Annotated in this window: 15 protein-coding genes; 7 read left to right on the top strand and 8 right to left on the bottom strand. The window is 65.6% G+C overall.

The features are described from left to right. Window positions 1-46: 46 nt before the first annotated feature. Together AC2T4A_RS15230 and AC2T4A_RS15225 are read right to left on the bottom strand one after the other, a co-directional pair. Window positions 47-703, bottom strand: coding sequence for a thiopurine S-methyltransferase (locus AC2T4A_RS15230; RefSeq protein WP_478379417.1), 657 nt, complete (start codon window positions 701-703; stop codon window positions 47-49). 11 nt (window positions 704-714) lie between these two features. Beyond that, window positions 715-909 (bottom strand): hypothetical protein, encoded by a 195-nt coding sequence (locus AC2T4A_RS15225; RefSeq protein ID WP_416748547.1) that lies wholly within the window; start codon window positions 907-909, stop codon window positions 715-717. Between the two features lie 252 nt (window positions 910-1161). On the opposite strand from AC2T4A_RS15225, the gene AC2T4A_RS15220 reads away from it, so the two are divergent. Continuing rightward, the gene (locus AC2T4A_RS15220; protein ID WP_486743636.1) at window positions 1162-1932 is read left to right on the top strand and encodes a DODA-type extradiol aromatic ring-opening family dioxygenase; all 771 of its coding nucleotides are present in this window, start codon (window positions 1162-1164) and stop codon (window positions 1930-1932) included. A 163-nt stretch (window positions 1933-2095) separates the two neighbouring features. On the opposite strand, the gene AC2T4A_RS15215 is transcribed toward AC2T4A_RS15220, so the two are convergent. Then, window positions 2096-3796, bottom strand: coding sequence for a DEAD/DEAH box helicase (locus AC2T4A_RS15215; protein WP_478379419.1), 1701 nt, complete (start codon window positions 3794-3796; stop codon window positions 2096-2098). Between the two features lie 337 nt (window positions 3797-4133). On the opposite strand from AC2T4A_RS15215, the gene AC2T4A_RS15210 reads away from it, so the two are divergent. The 3 genes from AC2T4A_RS15210 to AC2T4A_RS15200 all read left to right on the top strand — a co-directional run bounded on the left by AC2T4A_RS15210 (window position 4134) and on the right by AC2T4A_RS15200 (window position 8593). Further along, window positions 4134-4925: a crotonase/enoyl-CoA hydratase family protein gene (locus AC2T4A_RS15210; protein ID WP_416748551.1), complete on the top strand. Its 792-nt coding sequence runs from the start codon at window positions 4134-4136 to the stop codon at window positions 4923-4925. 257 nt (window positions 4926-5182) lie between these two features. Then, window positions 5183-6838, top strand: a complete 1656-nt coding sequence (locus tag AC2T4A_RS15205) for a collagen-like triple helix repeat-containing protein (RefSeq protein WP_486743635.1) — start codon at window positions 5183-5185, stop codon at window positions 6836-6838. A gap of 87 nt (window positions 6839-6925) precedes the next feature. Continuing rightward, the gene (locus AC2T4A_RS15200; protein ID WP_416748556.1) at window positions 6926-8593 is read left to right on the top strand and encodes a ShlB/FhaC/HecB family hemolysin secretion/activation protein; all 1668 of its coding nucleotides are present in this window, start codon (window positions 6926-6928) and stop codon (window positions 8591-8593) included. 15 nt (window positions 8594-8608) lie between these two features. Here the strand turns inward: AC2T4A_RS15200 and AC2T4A_RS15195 are convergent, their stop codons facing one another. Further along, complete coding sequence (locus AC2T4A_RS15195) at window positions 8609-9370, bottom strand: spermidine synthase (RefSeq protein ID WP_416748558.1); 762 nt, start codon at window positions 9368-9370, stop codon at window positions 8609-8611. A 414-nt stretch (window positions 9371-9784) separates the two neighbouring features. On the opposite strand from AC2T4A_RS15195, the gene AC2T4A_RS15190 reads away from it, so the two are divergent. After that, on the top strand, window positions 9785-11131 hold the full coding sequence (locus AC2T4A_RS15190) for a class II 3-deoxy-7-phosphoheptulonate synthase (RefSeq protein ID WP_486743634.1): 1347 nt from the start codon (window positions 9785-9787) through the stop codon (window positions 11129-11131). Window positions 11132-11260: 129 nt separating this feature from the next. Then, window positions 11261-12022: a metalloprotease LoiP gene (gene loiP, locus AC2T4A_RS15185; protein WP_486743633.1), complete on the top strand. Its 762-nt coding sequence runs from the start codon at window positions 11261-11263 to the stop codon at window positions 12020-12022. Window positions 12023-12055: 33 nt separating this feature from the next. Here loiP and AC2T4A_RS15180 read toward each other — a convergent pair whose 3' ends face one another. From AC2T4A_RS15180 to AC2T4A_RS15170, 3 genes are all read right to left on the bottom strand, one after another. Continuing rightward, a complete protein-coding gene (locus AC2T4A_RS15180; protein WP_486743632.1) occupies window positions 12056-13276 on the bottom strand; it encodes a winged helix-turn-helix domain-containing protein in 1221 nt (406 codons plus the stop codon). Between the two features lie 60 nt (window positions 13277-13336). Beyond that, window positions 13337-13807, bottom strand: a complete 471-nt coding sequence (locus tag AC2T4A_RS15175; protein ID WP_416748566.1) for a DUF3291 domain-containing protein — start codon at window positions 13805-13807, stop codon at window positions 13337-13339. An 86-nt stretch (window positions 13808-13893) separates the two neighbouring features. Continuing rightward, the gene (locus AC2T4A_RS15170; protein ID WP_416748678.1) at window positions 13894-14139 is read right to left on the bottom strand and encodes a DUF1127 domain-containing protein; all 246 of its coding nucleotides are present in this window, start codon (window positions 14137-14139) and stop codon (window positions 13894-13896) included. A 97-nt stretch (window positions 14140-14236) separates the two neighbouring features. Between AC2T4A_RS15170 and AC2T4A_RS15165 the strand changes: the two genes are divergently transcribed. Next, entirely contained in the window at window positions 14237-15088 is an 852-nt protein-coding gene (locus AC2T4A_RS15165) for a LysR family transcriptional regulator (RefSeq protein ID WP_416748568.1), read from the top strand. Between the two features lie 6 nt (window positions 15089-15094). Here AC2T4A_RS15165 and AC2T4A_RS15160 read toward each other — a convergent pair whose 3' ends face one another. Continuing rightward, on the bottom strand, window positions 15095-15841 hold the full coding sequence (locus tag AC2T4A_RS15160; protein ID WP_416748570.1) for a sulfite exporter TauE/SafE family protein: 747 nt from the start codon (window positions 15839-15841) through the stop codon (window positions 15095-15097). Window positions 15842-15938 lie beyond the last annotated feature (97 nt).

Genomic DNA, 15938 nt, shown 5'->3' with positions numbered 1-15938 from the left:
GATAAAAAAGGGCGGCCCTCGGGTCGCCCTTTTTCATGCCTGCGATTCAGTCACGGCGCAGCGCGAACACCACTTCGTCCAGATGGCTGACGCCACGCTTGAGGAACTTCGGATTGTCCGCCAGCACATCGAGGCGCTCTACCTCCTTCACGTCCCAGTGGCCGGCAAACAACTCGTGCACTTCATCCGCGAGCACGGCGAAGGGTGGACCATCCATCTCGGCCTGCGGGTACTCCAGGGTCACCAGCAGCCCGCGTACCTGATCTGGCAGGATGCCTTGCAGGTGCACGGCGTAGTCGGCGCGCAAGTCTGGCGGTAGCGCGATCAGCGCTGCACGGTCGTACAGTGCGCTGCATCCGGCCACCTGTTCGGCCGTAACATCGAAGAAATCGCCCTGAAGAATCTCCAGGCGCTCATAGCTGTAGCGCCGCAGTGCGCCCTCTTCGGTGATCCGTGGCGCAACGCCAAGCTCGGCGAAGAAATCGACGGCGGCACGCTCGGCCAGCTCGATACCCAGCACGCGATATCCCCACTGCGCCAGCCAGAGCATGTCCAGGCTCTTGCCACACAACGGCACCAGCACCTGCGACTCCTCGGGCAAGCCCAGGGTCGGCCAGTGCCGCTGCAAGCCGGGGTTCACCGATTGCTGATGGAAGCCTATTTCATTGCGCGCCCAGCGCGACTGCCAGAACTCATGCTGCATACATCACCTGCTCATACACTGCGCAACGCGCGGGGCAACAGCCAGCGCCACCAGGCGCCACGTCGCTCGCGCTCACTATCCCCGGCTTCGAGAATCTTCAGCCGCACCTGGTCGCCGCGAACCCGCTGCACGCAGATTTCGGTGCCGTCCTCGAGGCGGAGACACTCCCCTGGCTCAAGCACAAGAACCTGTTGGTTTTGCTGCATGACTGAATCCGATGTTCGACTAGGAAATTTCCGCAAACTCTACCGTATCGAGCGAATGACATCCCGCGAAACGGCTGCCGACAGGGCGCATGAATCAGTCTGCAATCCAGTTGGCAATTCCAGACAATCTCGAACAGCCAGGGAATTGCCTTACAACAAATCGACAAACAAGATCATTAACTTCAAAAACCTATACTGGATTTCGATATTTATGCGAGTGAACATAAGGGCATTCAAGTAGCGAGGTTCGCCATGCTCCCTGCCCTGTTCATCTCCCACGGCTCGCCCATGCTGGCCCTGGACCCCGGCGCCAGTGACGCCCCCCTGAAGCGCCTGGCCCGCGAGCTGCCAGGCCCGAAAGCCATCCTGGTGGTCTCCGCCCACTGGGAAACCCCGGACCTGCGCGTCACCGCATCGCCCAAGCCGGACACCTGGCATGACTTCTACGGCTTCCCGCCGGAGCTCTATGCCGTGCAGTACCCCGCCGCCGGATCGCCGGAACTGGCCCAGCGGGTCGTCCAGCTGCTGGCCGCGGACGGCCTGCCTGCCACCCTCGATGCGGAGCGTCCGCTGGACCATGGCGCCTGGGTGCCGCTGAGCCTGATGTACCCGGAGGCCGGTATTCCCGTCGTGCAACTGTCGCTGCCCAGCCGACTTGGCGCCCCCATGCAGCAACGCATCGGTCACGCCCTGCGCACATTGCGCGGGGAAGGCATCCTGCTGATCGGTTCGGGCAGCATCACCCACAACCTGGGCGAGCTGGACTGGCACGCCGGGCCTGACGTGATCACCCCCTGGGCCAAGGCCTTCCGCGACTGGATGGTGGAGCGCCTGGAAGCCAATGACGAAGCCGCCCTGCTCGACTACCGTCAGCAGGCACCCCATGCGGTGCGCAACCATCCGCGTGACGAGCACCTGCTGCCGCTGTACTTCGCCCGTGGCGCGGGCGGCTCGGCGATGACGGTGGAGCACGCGGGCTTCACCCTCGGCGCGCTGGGGATGGATATCTATCGCTTCGACTGACAGCCCTCTGCAGGCGCGAGCTGGCTCGCGAATCGCCCGACTTCGACGCTGCTGCGAGAAGTTCGCGAGCGAGCTCGCTCCTACAGGTCAGGCATCGATCGACACCGGAAACGAAAAAGCCCCGCCAATGGCGGGGCTTTTTCATACGCGCAGGACTGACGGATCAGTCTTCGCGGTAACGACGCAGACGCAGGGCCTTGCCGGCAACGCGGGTGTCCTTGAGCTTGGTCAGCAGGCGCTCGAGGTTCTCTTCCGGCAGCTCGATCAGGCTGAAGGTCTCGCGGATCTGGATGCGGCCGATGGCCTCGCGGGACAGGCCACCCTCATTGAGGATGGCGCCCAGCAGGTTTTTCGCCTGCACGCCATCACGGGCGCCCAGGGCGGTACGGCAACGAGCCTTGCCTTCCGACGGCGGAGCCATGGTGCGGGGCGCGCCGCTGCGTTCCGGACGGTCGCCACGCTCGGGGCGATCGCCACGTTCGCTGCGCTCGTAACGGTCACCGCTGCGCTCACGCGGGGCGGCCGGGGTCAGCGGCTGTTCGCGACGGACCGATTCCAGGTCCAGCGCCTTGCCTTCGGTCAGCTTGGCCAGCAGGACGGCGGCCAGGGTATCCATATCGGTACCCAGGCGACGGCACAGCTCGTCACGCACGGCGCCACGGCTGGCAACGGCGTTGGCCAGCAGCGGTTGCAGGCCGGTGGCAAGGCGGTTCAGACGCGCTTCGAGGACGGTTTCGGCGTCCGGCAGGCGAACTTCGCCGACCTTCTGACCGGTTACACGCTCGATCACCTGCAGCATGCGGCGCTCACGCGGAGTCACCAGCAGCAGGGCGCGGCCTTCACGACCGGCACGGCCGGTACGGCCGATACGGTGTACGTAGGATTCCGGATCGTAGGGCATGTCCACGTTCAGTACGTGGGTGATGCGCGCCACGTCGAGGCCGCGGGCGGCAACGTCGGTGGCAATGACGATATCCAGCGAGCCGTCTTTCAGCGACTCGATCACGCGCTCACGCTGGGCCTGCGGCATGTCGCCGTTCAGCGCGGCGGCACGGTAGCCCTGGCGCTCGAGCAGCTCGGCGATGTCCAGGGTGGCCTGCTTGGTGCGGACGAAGCCGATCAGCGCGTCGAACTGCTCGACTTCCAGCAGACGCAGGATCGAGGCCGGCTTCTGGTCGGCGTGAACCATCAGGTGCGCCTGCTCGATGCGGGCGACAGTCTGGGTCTTGGCAGCGATGCGGACGTGCTTGGGTTCTTTCAGGTGGCGTTCGGCGATGCTGCGGATCGAGGCCGGCAGGGTCGCGGAGAACAGCACACTCTGGCGGCTGGACGGCATGGCTTCGAAGATCACTTCGAGGTCATCCATGAAGCCGAGTTTGAGCATCTCGTCCGCTTCGTCGAGCACCAGGCTCTTGACGGTGGACAGCAGGTTTTCGTCGCGACGCAGGTGGTCGCACAGGCGGCCCGGCGTGGCGACCACGACCTGAGCGCCCTGGCGCAGAGCCTTCAGCTGCGGGCCCATGGGCGCGCCACCGTAGACGGCAATGACGCCGACGCCCGGCATCTGCTTGGAGTAGGTTTCGAAAGCGGTAGCAACCTGCAGGGCCAGCTCGCGGGTCGGCACCAGCACCAGTACCTGCGGTACACGGCGGCTCGGCTCGATCTGCGACAGCATCGGCAGCGCAAAGGCAGCGGTCTTGCCGGTACCGGTCTGGGCCTGGCCGATCATGTCGTGGCCTTCGAGGATCACCGGGATCGACTGAGCCTGGATCGGCGACGGCTCTTCGTAACCGACAGCGGCAATGGCAGCGAGAACATTGGGGTGAAGACCGAGCGCGGCGAAGCCGGCGGTTTCCTGGGTCATGGGTTTTGCCTCTAAGTACATCCGCAAAGACCCAATAGCCGAGCTGCGCATGCCCTGTACGACAGTGAAGTCACCCAGGCAGCTGGAAGCGGGGATTTGCGAAATGAAGATTGGAAGAATGCGTCAAGGAAGTCCGCACTGCGGACACACAGACCGAGCCTGAAGCTACGGAAAAATGCGGGATCCGAAACGAGGCCAGCGTTTGGCCGGCGCGTATCATACCGGAAATTCCTGACCAATGTGTTTCTTTTCGGAACATGCCCGGCGAACGGTCATTCCGTGGACAACCCCGTCCGTGCCGGCTATACCGTGCAAGCCACCTGATGGGAGCCCGCCGATGACCGCCAGCAGCGAACCGCGCATCACAGTCGAACGCCATGACCACATCCTGCTGCTCGGCCTGAATCGGGTCGACAAGCGTAACGCCTTCGACCTGGAGATGCTCACCCAATTGGTGCTGGCCTTCGGCGAATACGAGCGCGACGATGAACTGCGCTGCGCCCTGGTATTCGCCCACGGCGAACATTTCACCGCCGGCCTGGACCTGGCCAACATCGGCGAGACCTTCCGCACCGGCTGGACGATGCCCGAAGGTTCGGCCGATCCCTGGGGCACCTTCGGCGGCCGCCGTTTGACCAAGCCACTGCTGGTGGCCGTGCAGGGCTACTGCTTCACCCTCGGCATCGAGCTCATGCTGGCGGCGGACATCAACCTGTGCGCCAGCAACGCGCGCTTCGCCCAACTCGAAGTACAGCGCGGTATCTTCCCTTTCGGCGGCGCCACGCTGCGAATGCATCAGGTGGCAGGCTGGGGCAACGCGATGCGCTGGCTGCTCACTGGCGATCCCTTCGACGCCCACGAGGCTTACCGCATCGGCCTGGTGCAGGAAGTCACCGCCCCCGAAGAGCTGATGCCCCGCGCCTTGTGGCTGGCCCAGCGGGTCGCCGCCCAGGCGCCGCTGGGCATCCGCGCCACCCTGGCGTCGGCGCGCCGCAGCCTCGATGAGGGTGAGGAAGCAGCGGCGCGACTGCTTCCCGAGATGGCCAGCGAACTGCTGTCCACCGAGGATGCACAGGAGGGTTTGAGCGCCATGCTGGAGCGCCGTGAAGGCCGCTTCCAGGGCAAATGAGCGCAGCGGAAAAATGCAAACCGGAACCATCGTGCGAAAAGCGCTATATCCAAGGTATTAAAAACGCCTGGCAAGTCGCCATAATCCTTTAGTTTCCCCTTAACTATCAGATACTTGCCAGCCACAAAACGACTATATACAAGTTCCAATTTCGCGCCTGAAAACAAACCTCTAGAACTGACTCCAGAGCAGCTCAGCGACTCGCCGGATACCGACCGGACAGCCCGCTGACTGACGTTCTCATGGAGGAACTTCTCATGTCTGGCCCGATCCGCGTTTTCGCACTTTCCCTTCTCGTCGTCGCCCTGTCGCTGCAAGGTTGCAGCAGCCACGGCGGCAGCAGCCACCACCGCGCTTCCGACAGCAGTACCACCGACGACGGTTCCGGCTCCGGTGGTGATGGCAGCGGCGGCAGTGGTGGCACCGGTGGTGACGGCTCCGGTGGTACGGGTGGCACCGATGGCACTGGCGGCACCGGAGGCACTGGCGGAACAGGCGGGACCGGTGGGACTGACGGCACCGGAGGAACTGGCGGGACTGGCGGCACCGGTGGTACAGGCGGTACCGGTGGCGGCGACAACGGCGGTACCGACGGCGGCGGCACCACTCCTCCGCCGGCCAGCACCACTGGCAATATTCTGACCAATACCGGCGAAGCGGTATCCAACGTCGGCGACACGGTAAACACCGTGGGCGCCGTGGTGAAAACCGTCGACCTGCCGGTGCTGGGCAATGGCGTCACGCAGAATGCCGGCACCCTGATCCAGGAAGTCGGTGCCGGTGTGGATAGCGTCGGCAGCGGCGTCACCAATGGCCTCGGCCAGCTCGGCAACAACCCCAACGCTCTCGGCACCACAGTGGCCGGCGCTACCGGTCTGGTCAGCCATACCGGCGGCGCAGTCAGCAGCCTGGGCGACACCGTGGCCGCCATCGGCGATGCCCCGGTCCTGGCCAACACTCCGCTCAACGGCCTGACCGGGCAGGTCGGCGGGCTAGTGGACGGCGTCGGCGGCAAGATCACCATGCTCGGCGACTCTCTCAGCGGCGCGGTTACCACTGGCCCGCTGAGCCAGCTGACCACCCAGCTCAGCGGCACCACCGCGGGCCTGGTCGGCAAGGTCGAAGGAACCACTCGCGGCCTTGGCGCCGCCACCGGACTGGGAACGCCGGTGAACAACCTGTTGACCACCGTCGGCGGCGTTGTGACCCAGACAGGCAACCAGGTAGCCAGTGCGAATCCGGCGCTGGCGCCGGTCGGCGGAATCGTCAGCAATGCGGGTCAGGCAGTCAGCGCCACCGGCGGCTTGGTCAATGGCAGCAACCCGGGCGGCGGTCTGCTCGGCAGTGTCACCGGCGCGCTGGGTGGCGCTGCTGGCGGCAGCAACCCGGTGGGCGGCGTGGTCAGCGGCGTGACCGGCGCGGTTGGCGGCATCACCGGTTCCCTGGGCGGCGCAACCGGCGGCAGCAATCCGGTGGGCGGCCTGGTCAACGGTGTGACCGGCGCAGTGGGCGGTATCACCGGTTCGCTTGGCGGCGCAACCGGCGGCAGCAATCCGGTGGGCGGCCTGGTCAACGGTGTGACCGGCGCAGTGGGCGGTATCACCGGTTCGCTTGGCGGCGCCACTGGCGGCAGCAATCCGGTGGGCGGCCTGGTCAACGGCGTGGCAGGCACCCTCGGTGGCGTGACCAGCAGCCTCACCGGTGGCGGTGGCCTGGTCGCCGGGGCGGGCGTGGGTATCGGCAGCAATACCCAGGGCTCGGGTGTGGCAGTCGGCGCCGGTGCCGGTACGACTGGCGGTACCAGCGGTCAGGGAGGCCTGCTGGGCAATACGCTGGGCGCCGTGGGTGGCGCGCTGGGTGGTGTAACCGGCGGACTGGGCGGTGGATTGGCGATCGGTACGCCCAAGCAATAATCCGAATTACGCCCATACTGTAGTAGCCAGGAGCCGCCCACGGCTCCTGGTCTTTTAATAAGAAGATCGGTCTCATGGAGGAGCCAGATGCGCAGACTCGCTGTCCTTCCCCTGTTGTTGGCTGCACCCTTCGCCTGGGCCGAGCGCCCGATCCAGCTTCCCGGCTCCGATATCGAACAGACTCTCCCCCGCCCCAACCTTCCTGGCGGCGACATCCGCCCCAAGGCCCCCAAGGTCACCGCGCCAGAACCCTCCGCCACCCAGCCCGGACAGATTCTCCAGCAACGCATCCGCATCAAGCGCATCGAGCTGGCCGGCGGCAAGCACTACCCCGTCGAGACCTGGAAACCGCTGCTGGAGCCGCTGACCAAGCGCACCATCCAGGTCAGCGAACTGGTGGCGGCGGCCAAGGCCATCACCCAGCGCTACCAGGACGACGGCTACTTCATCTCCTTTGCCTACGTGCCCAACCAGGACTTCCGCAGCGGCGTCGCGCGGATCGTGCTGGTCGAAGGCCATATCAGCCAGGTCCGCGCCGCGGGCGACCTGGGCGTGCACCAGATGCGCGTGGACCGCTGGATCGAGAAGCTGAAGGCGGAAAAGCCCCTGACCCGCGAGAGCTTCGAACGCTTCAGCGTGCTGATGAGCCGGGTGCCTGGCATGCAGATGGCCATGGCGCTCAACCCGCCAACCACCAGCGACGGCGGCGCCGTGCTGGAGCTGGCCGGCAAGCAGAAGCGCTTCGATACCGGGATGAACCTCGACTCGCGCCGCGGCGAGCAGCGCGGGCTGTTCAATGCCGAGGTGATGTCGATGCTCGGCTGGGGCGAGCAACTGCAGTTCAGTTACCTCTACCCGCCGGGCGACGACCACGAGTACTACCGCGCCTGGAACTACAGCCAGCTGCTGGGCGACAACGGCCTGCAACTGCTGGCCGGCTACAGCAAGTACAACTCGCGCCCCGGCGAGAACCTGCGCCTGGCCAGCGGCCTGGAATTCGAGCGCAAGCGGCAGAACGAGCGGGTCAGCGCCGGCCTGGGCATTCCGCTGGTGCTGCGCCGCGACCTGACCTGGGACCTCAACCTGCGCGGCTACACGGTCAACGACACCAGCACCTACGACCTGGTCTACCCGGCCATCCCCTTCCGCATCGAACAGAAGAGCAAGCTGCGCGTAGTGGGCATTGAAACCGTCGTCCAGCAATTCGCCGAGAAGCGCGTGCGCGCCGGCAGCATGGCGGTTTATCAGGGGCTCAATGGCATGGGCGCGGAAGCGCCGGAGCCGATCAAGAAGAACTTCACCCGCCTGCTCGGCTACGGCGCACAGCAGGACCAGTTCGGCTCCAACTGGCAGGGCGTGGTGACCGCCGCCTTCCAGTGGAGCGACGACGTGCTGCCCGATTCCGAGCAGGTCACCTACGGCGGCGGCAACTTCGGCCGCGGCTACCCGGACGACCAGGCCAGCGGCGACAAGGGCTGGGGCGCTTCGTACGAGGTGAACTATTCCTTCCTGCGGCAGGGCATGGTGCTCAACCAGATCCAGCCCTACTTCGTCGTCGACACCGCGCGCACCCGCTACAACCAGGACGGTCTGAGCGAAGGCAAGCTCGGCTCGGCAGCGCTCGGCGTACGCTTCTCCAACCGCAAGCACTACCTGGTGTCGATGGAGGTGGCCAAGCCATTCGGCGACCGCGCGCTGGACAACAACGAGCGCAGCCCGCGGCTGAATTTCGCCTTCAGCTACCAGATTCCCTGAGAACCTTGCAGAGAGTCACTGCGCCGGGCGCAGTGACTCGACGTAGGTGCGCAACGAGTAGCCCAGCTTCGGCTCGAGCTGGCCGACGCGCTTCTTCAGACCGCGCAGGTTCAGCTCCTGATCCAGCTCGGCAGGGACGAAGACGATCACGTTGCCTTCGGGCACCGGGCACTCCCAGTAATGCCGGTTGAAGCGCCCGCGCAGCAGCGCGGCGCCCAGCGGCCGGCCATCATCGGTGCTCCACTGGTTGATCACCAGCCAACCACCTGGCCGCAGCCGCTCGCGGCAGGCACCGAGGAAATCCCAGCCAATATGAGCCGGCGCCGGCCCGGTATCGGTGTAGAGGTCGAGGAAGATCAGGTCCGCCGGCTCGCACTCGGCCAGCTCCTGTACTGCATCGCCAATGCGCAGGTTCAGGCGTTCATCCTCCACCAGGCCGAGATGCTCGCGAGCCAGGCGCGGAATGGATGGGCGCAGTTCGATGGCCTCCACGTCTTCCAGCGGCAGGTACTTCAGGCAGGCCTGGGTCAGGCTGCCAGCGCCGAAGCCGAGGAACAACGCACGGCGCGGACGCGAATGACACAGCGCACCGACCAGCATGGCGCGCGAGTAGTCGTACTCCAGCCAGCTTGGATCGCCCATCAGCACGCAGCTCTGCTCGACCTCGTCGCCGAACTCCAGATAGCGGAAGGCACCACTCTCCACGACGCGAATCACGCCGAAGTCATCGCGCTCCTCGACGATCAAAAGCTCTTCGCTCAGCAGCTCCTCGGTCATGTCCGGCTCCGGGCAGGAACAGCCATGACAATGCGGTCCGCCAGCTGTGGCGAACGGCACGGATTGCCATTGAAATACAGGGGCTCGCGCACGCAATAATCCTTCGCATCAAGACGGCCAACCACCACCACCCGGTCGGCAAAGCCGCAAGAATAACAGCCCAAGAGGCACAACCGAGCATGCGCCAGCGCAACGCCCTTCGCGATTCCGCCCAACGTCCCCCTCTCCCGCCGAATCCCCAGCTTCAGTGCGCGCCCGCGTGCTGCGCGGACGGCTGATCGCGCCAGAGCGCCAAGCAAAGAGTTCCCCTGGACAAGGATGTCCCCCCTGATTGCACCCCAGCCACCACGCGCGGGGTAAAAGCCGAGCTGATACCATGGGCGGATACCGTCCACAGCCGCGAAGACCCCGCCGATGAGCCTGCCCTGGAGCCCCGATAGCTGGAGAAGCAAGCCGATCCAGCAACAGCCCGCCTACCCTGACGCCAACCGCGTGAGCGAAGTCGAGCGCACCCTCGCCAGCTACCCGCCGCTGGTGTTCGCCGGCGAGGCCCGCGAGCTGCGCCGGCAGTTCGCCGAAGTCACTGCGGGGCGCGCCTTCCTGCTGCAGGGCGGCGACTGCGCCGAGAGCTTCGCCGAGTTCTCCGCGGCGAAGATCCGCGACACCTTCAAGGTGCTGCTGCAGATGGCGGTGGTGATGACCTTCGCGGCCGGCTGCCCGGTGGTGAAGGTCGGGCGCATGGCCGGGCAGTTCGCCAAGCCGCGCTCCTCCGGCGACGAAACCATCGGCGGCGTGACCCTGCCCGCCTACCGCGGCGATATCGTCAACGGCATCGGCTTTGACGAGAAGAGCCGCGTGCCGGACCCGGAGCGCCTGCTGCAGGCCTACCACCAGTCCACCGCCTCGCTGAACCTGTTGCGCGCTTTCGCCAATGGCGGCTTCGCCGACCTGCACCAGGTGCACCAGTGGAACCTCGACTTCATCGCCAACTCGGCGCTGTCCGAGCGCTACCAGCAGTTGGCCGACCGCATCGACGAAACCCTCGCCTTCATGCGTGCCTGCGGCCTGGATACCGCGCCGCAGTTGCGCGAGACCAGCTTCTTCACCGCCCACGAAGCGCTGCTGCTCAACTACGAGGAAGCCTTCATCCGCCGCGACAGCCTCACCGGCGGCTGGTACGACTGCTCGGCGCACATGCTGTGGATCGGCGACCGCACCCGCCAGCTCGATGGCGCCCACGTGGAAATGCTCCGTGGCGTCGGCAACCCCATCGGCGTGAAGGTCGGCCCGAGCATGGACAGCGAAGAGCTGATCCGCTTGATCGATATCCTCAATCCGGACAACGAGCCCGGCCGCCTCAACCTTATCGTGCGCATGGGCGCGGACAAGGTCGGCGACGGCCTGCCGCGGCTGATCCAGACGGTGCAGCGCGAGGGCAAGCAGGTGCTATGGAGCTCCGACCCCATGCACGGCAACACCATCAAGGCCTCCAGCGGCTACAAGACCCGAGACTTCGCGCGCATCCTCGCCGAGGTCCGGCAGTTCTTCGAGGTGCACCAGGCCGAGGGCAGCTACGCAGGCGGCATCCACATCGAGATGACCGGGCAGAACGTCACCGAGTGCATCGGCGGAGCACGGCCGATTACCGAGGACGGCCTGAGCGACCGTTACCACACCCACTGCGACCCGCGCCTGAACGCGGACCAATCGCTGGAGCTGGCCTTCCTGATCGCCGAAACCCTGAAACAGGTTCGTCGCTGAATCCGACACGGGTCTCAGAGCAGTCCTAAAACCACTTCCCGCAATTGACGGTATCGGGGCGCCTACCTAGAGTGGCGCCCCGCGCGGCAGCCGCCGCACCATGGAAACCGTCAACCAAGGAAGATTCCGATGCAACTGCACCGCTCCCTGCTCGCCCTGCTGATCGGCGCCAGCGCCGCGCTCTCCGGCTGTCAGAACATGAACACCGACAGCCTCGTGCAGTCGGGCATGATGGCGATGAAGGCCGCCACCCTGAGCGACGCCGAGATCAAGCAGGTCGCCGACGAAGCCTGCGCCAAGCAGGACGCCGAAGCACAGATCGCGCCCGCCTCCAGCCCCTACACGCAGCGCCTGGACAAGATCGCCGCCGCCCTGGGCAATCCGCTGACCGGCACCGCAGTCAACTACAAGGTCTACCTCACCGACGACGTCAACGCCTTCGCCATGGCCAACGGCTGCGTGCGCGTTTACTCCGGCCTGATGGACCTGATGAACGACAACGAAGTGGAAGGCGTGCTCGGCCACGAGATCGGCCACGTCGCCCTGGGCCATATCAAGAAAGCCACCCAGACCGCCTACGCAGCCGCTGCCGCGCGCAACGCCGCTGCTGCCTCGGGCAATGCCACCGTGGCCGCGCTGTCACAGTCGCAGTTGGGCGAGATCGGCGAAGCGCTGGTCAATGCGCAGTTCTCCCAGTCCCAGGAGTCGGCGGCCGACGACTACTCCTTCGATCTGCTGAAGAAGCGCGGCATCGACCTCAACGGCCTGGCCAGCGCCTTCGACAAGCTGGCCAAGCTGAGTGGCGGCGAAGAGAGCAGCATGTTCGACTCGCACCCCGGCTCGCAGCAACGCGCGGACCACATCCGCAAGCGCATCGCCAGCGGGAAGTGATCCCAACGGGCCTCTTCGGAGGCCCGTTTCCTTTCAAGCCTGCGCCAGCAGCCCTTGCAGCCGCTCGCCGGACGGCCGCCGGCAATTCACTGCCACCCGCTCCAGCCCGAGCCAGTTCGCCATCTCGCCCAGTTGCTGCGCCAGTGCGGCATGCCCTTCATCGCCCAGCCCCTTTTCCTCTTCATGGACAGCATGCACGACCAGCTTTCCGGAGGCGCGATCGGAGCGCAGATCGACCCGCGCGGCGAGGCGCTCGTCGAACAGGAAGGGCAGCACGTAGTAGCCATAAACGCGCTTGTGCTGCGGCGTGTAGATCTCCAGGCGGTAGCGGAAGTCGAACAGGCGCTCGGTGCGGGCGCGCTCCCAGACCAGCGAATCGAATGGCGAGAGCAAGGCACTGGCGCGCACCCGGCGAGGAATAACGGAATCCGCCAGGCAGTACGCCGGCGCCTGCCAGCCCTGGACCTGCACCGGCAATAGCTCGCCTGCCTCCACCAATTCGGCCAGGCGTGCCTTGCTGTCAGCGGGGTCCAGGCGGAAGTAATCGCGCAGGTCCTTCTCGGTAGACACCCCCAACGCCTGTGCCGAATGCAGCAGCAATTGGCGCTGCGCCGCGGCTTCGTCCAGTTCGGGCTGCTGCAGCAGATCGGCAGGCAGGACGCGCTCCGGCAAATCGTACAGACGCTCGAACCCGCGCCGCCCGGCAACCGTCACCTCGCCAGCGGCGAACAGCCACTCCAGCGCGTGCTTCTCGTCGCTCCAGTCCCACCAGGGGCCGGCGCGCTCTTCGCGAGTGGTCAGGCTGCCGGCCCCCAACGCACCTTGCTCGCGCACGGCGCCGAGTACCCGCTGGATCACCGGTTGCTGTTCGCGCCCGAAGCGCGCCAGCTGCTGGTAGATGCCACGCCCCTCGGCCGCGCGGCGCATGCGCCAGCGCATCAGTGGGTAGAGTGCCAGCGGCAGCAACGAAGCTTCATGCCCCCAGTATTCGAACAGCCGGCGATGCCGCCCGCCGCTCCAGGCTGCCTCCTCCAGCAAGCTCGGCGAATAGTTGCCCAGGCGCGAGAACAGCGGCAGGTAATGCGAGCGCACCAGCGCGTTCACCGAGTCGATCTGCAGCACGCCCAGGCGCTCCAGCAGGCTGCGCACGTGGCGGCGCTGCACCTCTGCGCCGGGCTTGCGCAGGGTAAAGCCCTGGGCGGCCAGGGCCAGTCGGCGGGCCTGCTTGAGGGACAAGGATTCGACGGTCGGCATCGTGAACTCCAAGGCTGGACAAGCCCTAGAGCCTAACTCCAATCGCAATGCCTGGCTGCATCAGGCGGGTTCGCCGAGCCGCTCGGGTACGAGAAACGGACGGGCGAAGGTGAAGACATCCGCTGAGGGGCCTTCTGTTCGCAGACGCTCCAGGCGGTCGCGAGCCATCTGCACATCGGGCAGTTCGCCTTCGGGCAGCCACCAGAGCGCCAGACTGGGGGCGGACAGGCGTTCCATCCAGTCGCGCTTGTTGCGCAACACCTGCAGGTGCTCGCCACCATAGACGTAGTCCTTGAGCGTCTCGACCGACTCCCAGACGGAAAGGTTGACGATGATCAGCGGATCGTCGAAGACGCGGATGGAGGTGGCATCGCCCTCCTCCGTCTGCAGGCGCCAGATGAAACCGGGGCTGCGCTCGGCAAGGGCATTGATGTGGTCAAGCTGGTCGACGAAACCCTTCATCAGGGGGTGATCCAGCGGGGCGCGAGCCTTGGCAATGTTGACCTGGGCGAGATGGTAGGACGTGGACATGGGCTTCCTTGTCATGCTTCTTCAATCATGAGCACGGGCGACACGGCGAGGGTCCGTGCCGCCCGGCCTGTTCAATGTGGAAGAACTCAGCGGCGGACATAATCCATCCAGAACGGGCGCTCGACTTCCTGCTGGATATCGGCGCGGGTCAAGCCGATGTCCTTGAGCGCCTCATCACTCATGGTCGCCAGTTCACGGCGCTGGCGGGCCAGTTCATGCCAGTGCAGGACACGCTGCAAGGCGCGCTTCCACAGCGGCGCGGCTGCGGTTTTGCGAACAGAAGTTCTTTGGACATGGTAGGACGCTGCTACGAAACCAAGTTGACCTTTCATCATGCTTCCCTCCCAGTGGGGTTGGATGCAGTTTCACGCTCGCGCTAAGATCAATCCAACGAATCATTCTTATGCGACCCATCTCGGAGATTGATGAATGAGCAGCTTCCCCAGCATCGACAGCGAACTGCTGCGCACCTTCGTCGCCATCGCCGACCACGGCGGCTTCACCCGCGCGGCCGAGATGGTCAACCGCACCCAGTCCGCGGTGAGCATGCAGATGAAACGCCTGGAAGAAGACGTGCTGGAGCGCAGCCTGTTCGAGCGCGACGGCCGCCAGGTGCGGCTGACACCTGAGGGGCAGATCCTGCTGGGCTACGCGCGGCGCATCCTGCGATTGCAGGGCGAGGTGTTCAACACCTTCCGCCAGCCGCACATGGTCGGCTCGGTGAAGATCGGCACGCCGGATGACTACGTCATGCGATTCCTGCCGACCATACTTTCGCGCTTCGCCGAGGCCTACCCGCTGGTGCAAGTGGAAGTGCACTGCGATTCCTCCGCACAATTGCTGATGCGTAACGACTTGGACCTGTCGATCGTAACCCGCGAGCCGGGCACCGAGATCGGCCAGTTGCTGCGCCAGGAAGACTTTGTCTGGATGGCCGCCGAAAGCTTCTGCCCGCAGGACCAGCGCCCGCTGCCGCTGGCGATGTTCAACACCGCCTGCTTCTGCCGCGCCTGGGCCTGCAATGCGCTGGAGGCGATGGAGGTGGACTACCGCATCGCCTACAGCAGCCCGAGTCTGTCCGCCCTCTTCGCCGTGGCCAACGCCGGCCTGGCAGTGACCGCGCAATTGCGCAGCCTGCTCACCGGCAACCTGCGCATCATCGGCGAGGACGAAGGCCTGCCTGTGCTGCCCAACGCCAGCATCGTGCTGCTGCGCGGGCAGAAGATGACCCCGGTGACCGACAAGCTGGCCGAGTACATTGTCGAGGGCTTCCGCTCATAAGGCGGTTCAACGCACTGCCAGCAGCACCGCACAGACGATCAGGAACGCACTGAAGGCCATGCGCAACTGACGCTCGGGCAGCGCGTGGGCCAGGCGCACGCCCCAGGAAATGCTCACCAGCCCGCCCAGCGCCAACGCGGTGCCCATGCGCCAGTCCACATGGCCGTGCACCGCATAGGTTGCCAGCGCCACGCCCGTACTGGGCGCCGCCAGAGCCAGTGCCAGCCCTTGTGCGATCACCTGGGTCAGGCCGAATACCGAGGTCAGCACCGGCGTCGCCAGCACTCCGCCCCCCACACCGAATAGCCCGCCTAGCGAACCCGCGCCCAGCCCCAGCACACCCATCCACGGCAGGCCGTAGCGCGGCGTGCTGCCGCCCTGGGGCACATGCTGGAACAGGCGCACCAGCAGATAGAGCGCCAGCAGCACGAGGAAGACCACAAAGGCAGTGCGCATGCTGCGGGCGTCCAGATTCACCGCAATGCTCGAAGCAAAGAACGCGCAGACCAGGCCGGTCAGCGCCAATACGCCGGCCTGGGCGAAGTCGATGCGATTGCGCTGGTGGTATCGCCAGATCGCCAGCAGCACGTTTGGCACCACCATCACCAGCGCAGTGCCCTGTGCCAGTTGCTGGTCCAGCCCGAACAGCACCCCCAGCGCAGGAATCGCCAGCAGCCCGCCGCCGATACCGAACAGCCCACCCAGGCTGCCCAGGACGACGCCTAGCAGAAAGTCCAGAACCAGGTCCCACATCACGCACCTCCACAACAGTGCGACCATCCTAGAAAACCCCGGCTGGATGGGAAACGCAAAGCGCAGCACAATGGCTTTGCGTTATTTGCAAAGAGAA

The organism is Pseudomonas sp. PVC-3-1, from assembly GCF_057444315.1.
The sequence above is the reverse complement of the archived record's forward strand: the minus strand, read 5'-3'. Positions and strand labels throughout refer to the sequence as shown.

Excerpts from the sequence above, each read along its gene's own strand:
- AC2T4A_RS15200 (WP_416748556.1), top strand. The coding sequence starts at position 6,926 with ATGCGCAGACTCGCTGTCCTTCCCCTGTTGTTGGCTGCACCCTTCGCC.
- AC2T4A_RS15195 (WP_416748558.1), bottom strand. The coding sequence starts at position 9,370 with ATGACCGAGGAGCTGCTGAGCGAAGAGCTTTTGATCGTCGAGGAGCGC.
- AC2T4A_RS15205 (WP_486743635.1), top strand. The coding sequence starts at position 5,183 with ATGTCTGGCCCGATCCGCGTTTTCGCACTTTCCCTTCTCGTCGTCGCC.
- AC2T4A_RS15170 (WP_416748678.1), bottom strand. The coding sequence starts at position 14,139 with ATGAAAGGTCAACTTGGTTTCGTAGCAGCGTCCTACCATGTCCAAAGA.
- AC2T4A_RS15190 (WP_486743634.1), top strand. The coding sequence starts at position 9,785 with ATGAGCCTGCCCTGGAGCCCCGATAGCTGGAGAAGCAAGCCGATCCAG.
- AC2T4A_RS15160 (WP_416748570.1), bottom strand. The coding sequence starts at position 15,841 with ATGTGGGACCTGGTTCTGGACTTTCTGCTAGGCGTCGTCCTGGGCAGC.
- AC2T4A_RS15180 (WP_486743632.1), bottom strand. The coding sequence starts at position 13,276 with ATGCCGACCGTCGAATCCTTGTCCCTCAAGCAGGCCCGCCGACTGGCC.
- AC2T4A_RS15165 (WP_416748568.1), top strand. The coding sequence starts at position 14,237 with ATGAGCAGCTTCCCCAGCATCGACAGCGAACTGCTGCGCACCTTCGTC.
- AC2T4A_RS15175 (WP_416748566.1), bottom strand. The coding sequence starts at position 13,807 with ATGTCCACGTCCTACCATCTCGCCCAGGTCAACATTGCCAAGGCTCGC.
- AC2T4A_RS15215 (WP_478379419.1), bottom strand. The coding sequence starts at position 3,796 with ATGACCCAGGAAACCGCCGGCTTCGCCGCGCTCGGTCTTCACCCCAAT.
- AC2T4A_RS15210 (WP_416748551.1), top strand. The coding sequence starts at position 4,134 with ATGACCGCCAGCAGCGAACCGCGCATCACAGTCGAACGCCATGACCAC.
- AC2T4A_RS15220 (WP_486743636.1), top strand. The coding sequence starts at position 1,162 with ATGCTCCCTGCCCTGTTCATCTCCCACGGCTCGCCCATGCTGGCCCTG.
- AC2T4A_RS15225 (WP_416748547.1), bottom strand. The coding sequence starts at position 909 with ATGCAGCAAAACCAACAGGTTCTTGTGCTTGAGCCAGGGGAGTGTCTC.
- AC2T4A_RS15230 (WP_478379417.1), bottom strand. The coding sequence starts at position 703 with ATGCAGCATGAGTTCTGGCAGTCGCGCTGGGCGCGCAATGAAATAGGC.
- loiP (WP_486743633.1), top strand. The coding sequence starts at position 11,261 with ATGCAACTGCACCGCTCCCTGCTCGCCCTGCTGATCGGCGCCAGCGCC.